This is a genomic window from Clostridia bacterium, from assembly GCA_014360065.1.
Classification (GTDB): Bacteria; Bacillota; DSM-521; order Neomoorellales; family JACIYF01; genus JACIYF01.
The window spans coordinates 1-11,768 of record JACIYF010000078.1 but is presented as its reverse complement, the minus strand read 5'-3'; the positions used below and the strand labels follow the sequence as shown (position 1 = coordinate 11,768).

The 11,768-nt window shown below is 56.3% G+C and carries 11 protein-coding genes and 1 pseudogene; 6 read left to right on the top strand and 6 right to left on the bottom strand.

Annotation, left to right across the window (positions count from 1 at the left end; translation table 11 throughout):
- The 5 genes from H5U02_10810 to H5U02_10790 all read right to left on the bottom strand — a co-directional run.
- A partial coding sequence (locus H5U02_10810) for a F420-0:Gamma-glutamyl ligase (protein MBC7342913.1) occupies positions 1-629 on the bottom strand: 629 nt, incomplete at its 3' end.
- Positions 630-1,547 (bottom strand): N-acetylmuramoyl-L-alanine amidase, encoded by a 918-nt coding sequence (locus H5U02_10805; GenBank protein ID MBC7342912.1) that lies wholly within the window; start codon positions 1,545-1,547, stop codon positions 630-632. It abuts the gene before it with no gap.
- A 101-nt stretch (positions 1,548-1,648) separates the two neighbouring features.
- Positions 1,649-3,136: an aminotransferase class I/II-fold pyridoxal phosphate-dependent enzyme gene (locus H5U02_10800; GenBank protein ID MBC7342911.1), complete on the bottom strand. Its 1,488-nt coding sequence runs from the start codon at positions 3,134-3,136 to the stop codon at positions 1,649-1,651.
- Between the two features lie 92 nt (positions 3,137-3,228).
- Positions 3,229-4,314, bottom strand: coding sequence for a hypothetical protein (locus H5U02_10795; GenBank protein ID MBC7342910.1), 1,086 nt, complete (start codon positions 4,312-4,314; stop codon positions 3,229-3,231).
- Positions 4,315-4,550: 236 nt separating this feature from the next.
- Positions 4,551-5,009, bottom strand: coding sequence for an Hsp20/alpha crystallin family protein (locus tag H5U02_10790; protein ID MBC7342909.1), 459 nt, complete (start codon positions 5,007-5,009; stop codon positions 4,551-4,553).
- A 192-nt stretch (positions 5,010-5,201) separates the two neighbouring features.
- On the opposite strand from H5U02_10790, the pseudogene H5U02_10785 reads away from it, so the two are divergent.
- The 6 genes and pseudogenes from H5U02_10785 to H5U02_10760 all read left to right on the top strand — a co-directional run bounded on the left by H5U02_10785 (position 5,202) and on the right by H5U02_10760 (position 11,450).
- Positions 5,202-5,354, top strand: a pseudogene (locus H5U02_10785) (amino acid ABC transporter ATP-binding protein).
- Positions 5,355-5,426: 72 nt separating this feature from the next.
- Entirely contained in the window at positions 5,427-6,575 is a 1,149-nt protein-coding gene (locus H5U02_10780; protein ID MBC7342908.1) for a pyridoxal phosphate-dependent aminotransferase, read from the top strand.
- A gap of 343 nt (positions 6,576-6,918) precedes the next feature.
- Positions 6,919-8,166, top strand: coding sequence for a flagellin (locus tag H5U02_10775; protein MBC7342907.1), 1,248 nt, complete (start codon positions 6,919-6,921; stop codon positions 8,164-8,166).
- A 710-nt stretch (positions 8,167-8,876) separates the two neighbouring features.
- Positions 8,877-9,257 (top strand): hypothetical protein, encoded by a 381-nt coding sequence (locus tag H5U02_10770; GenBank protein MBC7342906.1) that lies wholly within the window; start codon positions 8,877-8,879, stop codon positions 9,255-9,257.
- Between the two features lie 1,007 nt (positions 9,258-10,264).
- Positions 10,265-10,441 (top strand): hypothetical protein, encoded by a 177-nt coding sequence (locus tag H5U02_10765; protein ID MBC7342905.1) that lies wholly within the window; start codon positions 10,265-10,267, stop codon positions 10,439-10,441.
- Positions 10,442-10,514: 73 nt separating this feature from the next.
- Positions 10,515-11,450, top strand: coding sequence for a hypothetical protein (locus tag H5U02_10760; protein ID MBC7342904.1), 936 nt, complete (start codon positions 10,515-10,517; stop codon positions 11,448-11,450).
- Here the strand turns inward: H5U02_10760 and H5U02_10755 are convergent.
- Positions 11,447-11,716, bottom strand: a complete 270-nt coding sequence (locus H5U02_10755; GenBank protein MBC7342903.1) for a hypothetical protein — start codon at positions 11,714-11,716, stop codon at positions 11,447-11,449. The genes H5U02_10760 and H5U02_10755 overlap by 4 nt on opposite strands.
- Positions 11,717-11,768 lie beyond the last annotated feature (52 nt).

Below are 11,768 nucleotides of genomic sequence, written 5' to 3'. Positions count from 1 at the left end.
GGCGTTTGTTCATCATCGTTGCCGCCGGGATTGGTCTTTAAGGCAGCTTCAATTTCATGCTTAAGGGCATCAATAGCCTGAGGGTCCTCCAGGTCGGTTGCTAGCCCCAGGACATCCACACAACCGCGGTCGTTGACATCGGTGATGCAAACATCGATGCCTACAACTTCTTTTACCTGCCGGGCCACTTGGTTGGGATTCTTGGGCCCCATGACTATGTGCCGGTCAAAGGGCGCCATGGTACCGGCAATATCGTCGAACAGGGCTAATTCTTGGCCGGCCACTTGAAAAAACCGGCCCCGCTTGCCAGTTAAGCGACCCCAGGCGGCAGCAATCGCCCCCTTGAGAATACGCTTGGTGCCCACCTCTCGGAAGGCCAGCTCCATAGCCGCCGGCGTAGCCAGGCTGCCATCTTTATCGGGGAAGCGGCACAAAAATCGCGCCAGCAATCGGGGGCGTACCATCTCCGGCAAGATGGCTCGCCCCTGGGTAATAGCTACTACCGTTTCTGAAATGGCCAGCACGTCTCCCGCCGCAGCAATACGGTGGCAATAGCGCCGGGCCACATCAGCGATATCGTCCTGGGCAGTTATTATATGGGTGCGCAGAGGCACAGGCACCAAAGGCACTTAGCTGCCTCCTTTCGCTTGTGCTCTTTGGATCTGGCTGAGATAATCCACCACCCCGTTGGCAATGGCTCGAGCCAGGCGGGACTTGAAGACCGGGCTGCGCAGCAGAGCCTCATCCAGCCCGTTGGTCAGGCATACGGTTTCAATGTGAGCAGCCGGGATCTGCCGGGGCCAGGGCAAACCGGACTGGGGGGTGCAGCGCCGGTCCGGGAGCCTCATTTTCTTTAAGATGGCCTGATGGACTGCTTGGGCCAGGTCCCGGCTGGGCGCTGTAGGCGGATGCATGGTCCGCACTCCCCGGGCTCGTGGGCTGGGAGCTTGACCAGTATGCAGACTTATTGCCGCCGCCGGCCTAGTACGGGCCGCCAGCGCCATCCGCTCCGCCTGCGGCACTAGACGGTCGTCCCGGCGGGTTAACACTGGTTTGGCTCCTAGCTCCAAAAGGTGATCCTCTAGATATTGGGCAATGGATAGGACCACCTTTTTCTCCCGCAGGTTGATCGGCCCCCGCACTCCCCCGTCCCTGCCGCCATGTCCAGGATCAACCAATATGGTCTGCCCGGCCACAATCTTCCGTAAAGGGGACCGGTCCAAATACAGCCGGGTGCGGAAGGGGAGGCCGGGCGTCTCTTCCAGTCGGTAAAGGGTGGGGCAACGAAGGTTGATTTTAATTACCACCGCCCGTTGGTTGGCTAGAACCTGGAAATAGTTGATGAGGCCGTCGTAAACAAATATAGTCTCTTCAGGAGCATTAAGTTTCAGATCGGCCAAGCTCATGATCATTTGCTTGCCGCTCTGGCGTATTTCGGTATCCGATGGCGAGGCAGTAGATTCCACCACAATCACCGACGATTTGGGACAGTTAAAGGGATGGTAAGCCTCCAGCCGAGAAGCTAGGTTGGTAACCAAAGCCTGCATAGCCAAAAGCCGCCTTTCCCTTCCAAGCCAAGCCTCGCCTCAAAGTTTTGCCTGCTTCTCTTACCAAATATATGGCCGCCTTTAGCCATTTAGACCGGAGGCTATTTAACCACCTGAAGGGTTTCCAGGGACAAGTCCCGGGGACCAGATATCCTAAGTCCCGCTCGCCTCACCACCTCTAAGTAGTCGATGGCAGACTGGCTAATAACTTCCCCCGGCCCCAGGATGGGGATCCCGGGGGGATAACAAGTCACCAGCTCGGCCGCCACCCGACCCTGCGACTGCTTTAAAGGGCAGGCTTCTTTAGCAGCAAAAAAGGCTTCCCGGGGCAACATGGCCAACGGGGATGCAGGAGGAAGGGGATCTAGCTTTTCCGCCGCCGCCAAGAGCTGAAGCGCCTCCGGCTCCTGAAACTCCTTGCAATGTTGAGCCAGGTACCGGACAGCCTCCGCCAAGCGAAAGATTTCTTCTTCCGTATTACCGATGCCCACCATCACTAAAACATTGAAGAGGTCGGACATCTCCACCTGAATATTGAAGCGGCAGCGGAGAATGATTTCTGCCTTTTGTCCCGTAATTCCCAACTCTTTCACGGTGATGGTAACCTTGGTCAGGTCCAACGACTCGCTGCCTCCGCGATCCAAGATCTCCGGGCCAAAGACATAAATGCCCGGTATATCGCTTAAGGCCTCCCGCAAGGTAGAGGCTAAGGATAGGGCCTGGGACCACAGCTCATATCCCTGGAGAAACATTTGCCGGCGGGCCGCATCCAGGGAAGCTAAGAGCAGGTAAGAAGCGCTGGTGCTCTGAATCAGCCGCAAGCTTTCAGCCACCGCCTCAGCATTGACCCGGTTCCCCTTGAGGTGGAGCATGGATGCTTGGGTAAGGCTGCTTAAAAGCTTGTGCATGCCCTGAGCGCAGGCATCAGCTCCTTGTTCGAGAGCCGGGGCCGGAAATTGGGGATGGAAATGAAAGTGAGGTCCGTGGGCTTCATCTACCAACAGCACCTGATCCTGGGCATGCAGGTTAGCGCTTAGCTGCTCCAGCTGGCAAGCTACCCCATAGTAAGTAGGGTTCACCACCAAGGCACCACAAACCCCAGACTGGTCCTGGGCCTTAGCCCACACCTTTTCCGGGTCAAACCCCATGGCTATACCTAAATAGCTATCGATATCCGGCTGTAGGTATATAGGCTCAATCCCAGCCAAGACAATTCCCGCCAAGATCGACTTATGGACATTCCTGGAAACAATCAGCTTGTCGCCAGGGGGGATAGTACCAAGGATCATTCCTTGAACACCGGACGAAGTGCCGTTAATCAAAAAAAAGGACCGGTCAGCCCCAAAAAGCTGGGCCGCTAGCTCCTCGGCCTCGCGCAACACCCCCAAGGGCGCGTGCAGATCATCCATCCCTTCCACGCCGGTGACGTCAGCAGCATAAACCGCACTTCCCAGAAACTTGCGCATCTCCGGGTCGGCTCCCAGTCCCCCCTTATGCCCAGGCATATGAAACCGGATGACCCGGTCCTCTACATAGGCCTTGAGAGCCTCTAAAACCGGGGCGCGATGCTGGTTAGAAAAAACTGCCACCCTGCCCACCTCCGCCTACATCTTATTCGGAGGGGGGCAGGGTGGTTACGCGCCATGCCGGGCGCCGAGGGCTATGGCCCTACCATATAGTTTTAGTCGGACTCTACTTTTACCCCTACACTTGCCGAGCCTTTAAACTGCAGTTGGCCTTGTCCCTCAGGCTGGCGAATCCGGTCCCGGCTACGGGTCTGATCCCGGTCCTTATCCTGATCCTGACCCCGGCTTCGGACTTGGTCACCGCTCTGGTCCTCGGCGGGCGGCCCGGAGTACCCAGATCTTACTTCCGCTTGGGCACGGGTCTCCGCCCTTACCTTGGCGCCATTGCCTTGGCCGTTGCCATTTTCCTGGCGCTCCTCTTTTCGCTCCCGGGCTTGCTCCCGCAATTCCTCCTTGGCTGCCTTAGCTTGGCTTTTCAACTGCTGATTCAAGGCCTTCATCTGCTGTCCCAGGTTGCTATCCCGCTTGGCAGCCAGGACGATGGCTTTGAAGTCTCCCCCGGCCTCGATGATGGCTTGGCGAGCACTCTTGGCCTTCAGATCCTCGGCAGTTATCTGTAGTCCCTGCTTTTGGGCCTCGAGCAGCAGCGCGTACTTGCCTACCGATAGCCCCAGCTCCTTGGCTTTCTCGCGCATTTCCTGCTTCATGGCCATAAAGTGGAGACGGATTTGCAGGCGGGCCTGCTGCATGGTGCGATATACCGCCTGGCATACTCCATCCTCGTCCTCGTCGCCACCATTGGTATCGCCCTCATCAGCCTCCTGGCCATCGCTTGGACTTTGACTCGGCTGCTGGTACACATCCTCGTTCACCGAGGTCCCGCCCGAGCCTTCGGTGGCACTGGTAACGGTTATGACTACTTCATTTTCCTGGCCTGGAGCTACATACCCGGCTTCTACCGCCGCTTGGGCGATCAGGCTAGCCGCCGCTTCCACTGCTAGGCCTTCCAATTTGGTTTTAGCTTCCACCTGCGCCAGCAGCTTGACTCCGTCTTCATTGAGCCCCGTAGCCTTGATTACTTTCCCGTCCGCGGTAACCGCCAGCTCAATGCTAGGGTTGATGTCAATGGTGTAGTATTTGGCTACCCGGGCTTCGCTCACCGGCTGGTGCCACAAGTACACGGGAATACCTACCGCCAGCACCAATACTGCTATCAACGCTACCGACAGCCATTTAGGCACCCTGCTCTTCCCATGCCCCACTATCCATCCCTCCGCTAAGTCTGGTTATTACTTGCAAGATCCTGCTTGCCCTTTCTGCTATAGATATTCGGAACAAAGAGGGAAAAAGTTGGGTCAGGGAAAAATTTTTTACGGGTCGCCTAATATGCCACCCTCGAGTTTTGTCTCCTTTGCTGCTGAAAGAAAGGGAGCAAGGCCGGGCCAGCCAGCGCCGGTATCCGGCCCGGCTCCGTCTTTTAGTGGATCTCTAGGCGCCGCCGGTCGGCCTTACCCGCCGCCTTGGGCAAAGTAATCTCAAGAATGCCATCCTTAAACGAAGCAGTGGCCTTTTGGTGATCTACCGCCGCCGGAAGGGGAATGGTCCGAGAAAAAGAGCCGTAGGCCCGCTCGGCGCGGTAGTAATCCTTTTCGTTTACCGATTCCTCTCGCTTCACTTCCCCGCGGATGGTAACCGAATCGTCGCTCACCATGACCTCCATGTTCTCCTTGGGCACCCCTGGCATATCCGCCTTGACCACGATGGCGTCGCGGCGGTCATAAACGTCCACGGCCGGTGCCCATCCCCGGCCCCACCAAGGCATGCCTTCCCATCGCCTCCATCTGGCCATGGGGCCACGCTCGTTCCAGAAACGATCCATAGCCTCCCTCCAGTCGGCCAGTTCACCCCACGGATCCCAGCGAATAATGTTTGGCATTGTTCACCCTCCTATCACTTTAGATAAGCTCCTTACTATCATAATCTCCCTGCATATTATTTCCCCAAGAAGCTAGAAACTTGCGCATCGGCATCAGCCCCGGCGGAACCCGAGCCGGAAGCAGGCTTGACTCCTAAGCTGCAGGAGTGAGAAAATGACCCCGGTGATGACAAGCTATGCGACAGCTCCAAGCTAGTCACCCATGAGATGGGCTTTGCCCGGGAAGCCGGGGACCGGGTGCTGTTCATGGACGACGGGGTGATCGTAGAGGAGGGCACACCAGAACAGCTCTTTAACCACCCTCAGAACCCTCGCACCCAAGCGTTTCTAAGCAAGATCTTGTAACACGCCGGCCTGGCCGGGCCGGCCGCCGATCAGAGGCTTACGGGAAAACAAAAGGAGAATACGGTGATAACCATGTTTACACTAGTTTCCAAGAAAGCTCAGGAAATGCCCCCTTTTATCGTCATGGACGTGCTGGAGAAGGCCAAAGAGATGGAGGCCCAAGGCCAAGAGATTATCCACCTGGAGGTGGGCGAACCGGATTTCGATACCCCTGAGCCGGTGAAGGAGGCAGCCATCCGCGCCCTAAAGGATGGCGACACCCACTACACCCATAGCCTGGGGAAGTTAGAGCTTAGGGAGGCCATTGCCGAGCACTATTACCACAAATACGGGGTAGCCGTCTCCCCGGACCAAATCGTGGTGACCTCCGGGACCTCTCCGGCCATGCTCTTAGTCTTTTCAGTACTATTGGAACCGGGCGAAGAGGCCATCCTCTCCAACCCCCACTACGCCTGTTACCCCAATTTTATCCGCTACGTAGACGGCCAACCGGTGATGGTGCCGGTGCGAGAAGAGGACGGCTTTAAATACCGGGTAGAAGAGATCAAGGACCACCTCACTCCCCGCACCAAAGCCATCATGGTTAACTCCCCCGCCAACCCCACCGGCAACGTGTTTACGGCCGGGGAGCTTGAGGCAGTAGCCAACCTTGGCCCCTACGTTATTTCGGATGAAATCTACCATGGGCTGGTCTATGAAGGCAGAGAACATAGCATCCTAGAGTTTACCGATCGCGCCTTTGTCATTAACGGCTTTTCCAAGCTTTATGCCATGACCGGGTGGCGTCTAGGCTACGTCATTGCTCCCCCGGGATTCGTCCGGGGGTTGCAGAAGCTCCAGCAAAACCTCTTTATCTGCGCTAGCTCCTTCGCCCAAGCCGCCGGCATTGCCGCCTTAAGGGAGTGCCACGACCATGTGGCCCAGATGGTAGATACTTATGACCAGCGCCGGCGCTATTTGCTGTCCCGCCTAAAGGACATGGGTATCGCCACCCAAGTGGAGCCCACCGGGGCTTTTTACGCCCTGGCCAACGTCAAGGCCTACACCAACGATTCCTATAGCTTCGCCTTCCAAATCCTCAAAGAGGCTCGCGTTGCCGTCACCCCCGGAGTTGACTTCGGCTCCAACGGTGAAGGCTACCTCCGCCTTTCCTACGCCAATTCATTGGACAATATCAAAGAAGGCCTCGACCGCTTGGAGAGATTCTTAGCCAACAAGTAGCTCAACTTCCAACTTCGCTTTTCTATCCCACCCACTCGCTCCTCCCCTCGGTGGCCAGAAGGGAGTAGCTTACCCCCTTCTCCCTGTAAAGTCTACCCAATCTGAACCGATTATAAATGGTGTAGGGTTAAGTGGTAAAGGTAGTCCGGGTGGTACTGGCCTCATGCCAGCCGCCACCCAGCAACCTGGACAGGGAGGTGGTGGAGCCAGGGGGTAAAGAAGGTTTTACTTTTGAACCGTTGCTGTAGTCTTTCGGTCATGGGCAAGGAAGCCCAGGGGCGATCAAATCCATTCTCTGGTCGTCCTCCCAGGCAAGAAGCCAAATTAAGGGGGAACTAAAAGCATGATTATTAACCACAACATTGCTGCGTTAAATACTTATCGTTACCTGACCAACGTCAACAACGCCACCCAGAAGTCTTTGGAGCGCCTGAGCTCGGGGTTGCGCATCAACCGTGCCGCCGATGACGCCGCTGGCCTGGCCATTAGCGAGAAGATGCGCGGCCAGATCAGCGGCCTGACTCAGGCAGCTCGTAACGCTCAGGATGCCATCTCCCTCATCCAAACCGCCGAGGGCGGCCTGAACGAAAGCCAAGCCATCTTACAGCGGATGCGGGAGCTAGCCGTGCAAGCGGCCTCCGACACCAACACACCTGCTGACCGGGCGCAGATCCAGAAGGAGATCGACCAGCTTTCCCAAGAGCTCTCCCGTATCGGCAACACCACCGAGTTTAACACCATGCCTCTGCTCAACGGGAACTTCCGAGGCACCTTCCAGATTGGTGCCAACCAGAATCAGAGCATGACTGTAACCATCGGTGACATGCGTGGCTACCAGTTGGGCGTGGCTGGCAAAGTAGCGGTCCAGCAAACCGCATCTTTGGAGACGGGTGCCACAATTAGTGAAGGAACCTATACGGTGCAGAAGGTAAGCGACACAGAGTATAAGCTCATAAACAGCGACGGCGTCCAGGTCGGAAAAAGTACTGATGGAAAAACATGGACGGATATGGCCACAACACCCAATAACCAGTTCATATTTGCTGACGCCGTAACCTCCGGCACCATCACCATCGCCAATGGTAAGGCCACCGGCACCGCCTACATTGATAACATGGGCCTACAGGCCGGCACATACACCGTTGACAGCTCAAATAACGTCTTAGATTCCACCGGTAAGAAGATCGGGACATATGACGCCGCGAATAAGAAAATTGTTGACCTGTCCGGCAACGATCTCACTGGGACTGTTAATACGACACTTACAAGTACAACGTTCACGGTTGGTGGTGTAGACGTCTCAACCCAGACGGCTGCCAACAGCGCAATCACTATTATCCAGGCTGCCCTAGACAAGGTGTCCGACCAACGCTCCGCCCTGGGCGCCTACCAGAACCGCCTGGAGCACACCATCAACAACTTGAACACTGCTGGGGAGAACCTCACGGCAGCCGAGTCCCGCATTCGCGATGTAGACATGGCCGAAGAGATGATGAGTTTCACCAGAAACCAGATCATCGCCCAGGCAGCTACCGCCATGCTAGCCCAGGCCAACGCCCAGCCCCAGCTGGTCTTGCAGCTCCTCCGATAATATGCTCCGGCCAGGGGAGAGGCGATTGCTTCTCCCCTCTTAATATCTCTTATATCTGTTGCTCAGTAAGGTGCGGGTAAGCCCGGCATGTCCGTCATGGTGATTTCGTCCACACCTGAGGGCACCGGACTGAGAGTGACTTTACAAGCTAGCTAGGGCTTAGTATGCGCAAAGACAAGCGTGACATAAAGTGAACCGTCTACGAGCGGCTACCGAGCCGCTCGTATTGTTGACATCAACTTCGGGGGTGTAACGGCCGATGAGGTGTCCACGGTGTGGCGACACAAGATACGACATAGTTAGTTCTCGGAGGATAAGAGACCCGCGGTACGGAATCATTGACATTGAACTCAGGCAGTGCAGGTCCTGCTTGCACAGATATCGCGTAGCAGACAATGGGACCGCAAAGTTCCCCTATAAATAAAACAGGCGCAGTCGCGGCGCACGAGGGATTACATTAAACACATGACTGTTGCGGACGAGGTCGACTGTAGAGGAGAGATTCGGCTAGAGACATGGACGTGTTATAGCGTCGAGCACCTCCGCACAGCCACCTGCCTGCCAAGGAAAAGCAGGGAATTGGAACGAAAGTATGATGGTCGTGCTGTGCCGCGGTTCTGGCCCAGCACCGCGCATATGTCGTAGCCACGGTAATGCTATCTGTAGCTTTCCCGGAGTCGGCAATCAATGAGTTCTTCTCGGAGGGCTCTATGGGACAGCTGGGCCGTCGGGAGAGGTTTGACGACGCGGCGGTCAACGCGCTCACCGATACTTGGCGCGGGTGGAACTGCGGGGGGAAGAGGGTCCCGGCCCCGGGGAAGTACCAGAAGCCTTTGGGCCTAACCGATCATGAACAATTTGGGAAAAGGCAATGTCCCTACCAGGACGCTCACCTTGTTACCCAGCTCCGCAATACCCTTGTACACTACAGACCGGAGCTGGTGACCCTATGGGTTCCCGACATACAAGAGGTTACCAGACAAGTGATCGAGAAAAAGCTACGTCCCAAGATTTCTCCAAGGATTCTTTATCAGAAGATGGGCACAAACTCGCCGTTTCCGACCGGAGAGCAAGAACTGGAACTCCCATAGCGGGACGGACCTCTGGCTAGGAGCCTATGCACTACCGCTATGCTGGCCCAGGCCAACGCCCAGCCCCAGCTAGCCTTGCAGCTGCTACGGTAATGTAACGAGGGTCCCTTGAAGGACTGAATGTCTAGGTGCGATGCGCCTTGTAGCTGCTGTGGTAACGCAGCCTAGGGGCGGGAATATTCCTTCCCGCCCCTTCAAATTGTCACAGACCGGGAAAAGCAGCGATGCCTGGAGTTGTGTGCAAGTTGTCAGCTAGCCAGCGTTGAGTTACGAAACTATCCTAACAAGCGTACTTTTAACCGAGACTCACTGTCAGAAGACAGATGACAACCCATCTCTTCCAAATCCTCGCCTCCCTGCATCAGATGGAGTGGGCCCTGAGAAGGCCCGAAAAAATTGCAAGAAGCCAGAATGGAGTAAAAAAATGACCTTAAAAGCCGGTATTATATTTATAGGGGGTTGTTTTGAGAAAAAGGATTATTGCCATGTGCCGTGAATGCGGAGCGAAAACATAATCAGCATCCTTCCCGAATCTTTATCCCTCATCTACTTCTGTTTCTGCGAAGACTGTAATGCCACCTTCGGGAAACCTTCCTGAGATCCCCAATGCCTGGCAACTTTCTGTCGAGCATGAGGCTTTAACTAAAGGAGAAGACTGGGCTTCACACTTTGGGTGAGCTGGCTGGAGTCTGAGAAAGCTCGGCTCCAGAAGAAGCTGGGGGACATGACCTGGCACTTGGCCTTCGTCCCCTCTCAAGGTGGCTGTCGGCCGCGTCGCCCCCGAGGGGAGGGAAAAGGCGGTGCAAGCATACAAGACCTGCAACGCCGAGTACCTGCGGGACACCAGGACCGAATTCTCCAAAGACTGCATAACTTCTTGCCGGTTCGAGTCATCGATCCCAGGCTGCCAAGGCCAAAGACAAGGCAGCGTCCACCCGAAGAAGTTCGTGCAGGCCCAAATAAGAAGCTGTTTACCAGTAAAAGTTGCTGTATAAGGAGAAAAGCCCATGCCTTTGCTGTTTGATCCCCAGCAGAGTGCGTCCAACGACTACGCCCCGATTGCCAACACTGTAACTGATACCAAGCATACCCAAGACAAGCTAGCCGTGAGCAGAGACCCGGTATCCGTTGAGAAGTGGCTAGTAAACCCCAGGGGGCCCCCGACTGCTGACCTACCAGCTTAGAGAGGGGTTATGTGGTCATTGGGGGCAGTGCGGATCGTGCTGACCCCATAACATAAATTAAGGAGTGAAACCGATGACTCTTACTCTAGCTCAACGAATTCAACAAATGCTGGAGTCCAAAAATGCTGTTCCCGAACAGTGCAGGATGACCGTCCAAGAAGTCCTTGCCTCTCCCGAAGCCTTTGCTGTGATCCCCCAGGTGATTTCCGCCGTTATCAAGGATGCAGCCGAACGGATGTACGTGGCCAGCCGTATGTTTCGACCAGTGCGTATCACCACCGGCCGGTCCATCACCGTCCCCGCGGTAGGCGCAGTGAGGGCCTACGACATCCCCGAGGGCGGGGAGTACCCTAAGGAGCAGGTGGACCTCGAAACCGGAACTGAAATCACGGTCGGGAAAAGCGGCCTTGTCGTCCAGGCAACAGAAGAGACGGTTGAAGACTCCCTCTGGAACCTGATCGGCATTTCTCTGCAGAAAGCTGGCCGCGCTCTGGGCCGCTTGAAGGAAGAAAAGGCCTTCAACCTCATGGTCACGAAGAGCCAGTCGGTCTTCGACAAAGGCTCCAATGGCCAGTTCAACCGCGAAGACTTGCTTAACCTGTTCCTGGCCGTAATGGCCAACGGGTTCGTGCCTTCCGACGTTCTGATGCACCCGCTTTGCTGGCCCATCTTCGTCAAGAATCTCGGCCCTCTGGCCGTTCCGGGCCTGGCCACAGGCGTGGTCGCGATTACGCCTGACGCGGTCCAGAACTGCATTCCCTTCCCCATCAGCATCCGCCTCTCGCCCTTTGCCCCGTTCGATCGTGTCACCAAGACTTTCGATATACTGGTCGTCGACAAGAATGAGGTGGGCATTAACCTCATCAAGGAAGAGATCGGCCTAGAGGACTGGACCGACCCGGAAAGAGACATCAGGAATATCAAGGTCAAGGAGTGCTACGGCCTGGGCGTGCTAAACAAAGGCCGGGCCATAGCCGTAGCCAAAGGCATCAAGTTCGCTTCTACCTAACCCATTCCTGACCGGGCAGTAAGTTTACCCATCCAAGTGCCCGTCCCTCCCTCATGGGGGTAGGCATCATTGCCTTTAGCAACTAGCTCGTCAGGCTCAGTGGACCCCCAAGCGCTTACCGGCTCCAGGCGGTCCACTAGGATGCGGTGCCCCTGCCGCCGGCGCGCTCGCAGCGGCGGCAGGCCCCCTTCCGTCTTTCGGGTCTGGTGGGTGTCCGAGGAGTGACCGGCTTCGGCATCGTCCTGTCGGTGGTGCATGAGCCCCACGGGCGGAGCGCCGCTACTGGTACCGGGTGCGAGCGGCGGCCTGAGAGAGTAC

Bases quoted from the DNA above. Each gene is read 5' to 3' on its own strand.
- H5U02_10805 (MBC7342912.1), bottom strand. From the start codon at position 1,547: ATGCAGGCTTTGGTTACCAACCTAGCTTCTCGGCTGGAGGCTTACCAT.
- H5U02_10790 (MBC7342909.1), bottom strand. From the start codon at position 5,009: ATGCCAAACATTATTCGCTGGGATCCGTGGGGTGAACTGGCCGACTGG.
- H5U02_10780 (MBC7342908.1), top strand. From the start codon at position 5,427: ATGTTTACACTAGTTTCCAAGAAAGCTCAGGAAATGCCCCCTTTTATC.
- H5U02_10775 (MBC7342907.1), top strand. From the start codon at position 6,919: ATGATTATTAACCACAACATTGCTGCGTTAAATACTTATCGTTACCTG.
- H5U02_10770 (MBC7342906.1), top strand. From the start codon at position 8,877: ATGGGACAGCTGGGCCGTCGGGAGAGGTTTGACGACGCGGCGGTCAAC.
- H5U02_10765 (MBC7342905.1), top strand. From the start codon at position 10,265: ATGCCTTTGCTGTTTGATCCCCAGCAGAGTGCGTCCAACGACTACGCC.
- H5U02_10760 (MBC7342904.1), top strand. From the start codon at position 10,515: ATGACTCTTACTCTAGCTCAACGAATTCAACAAATGCTGGAGTCCAAA.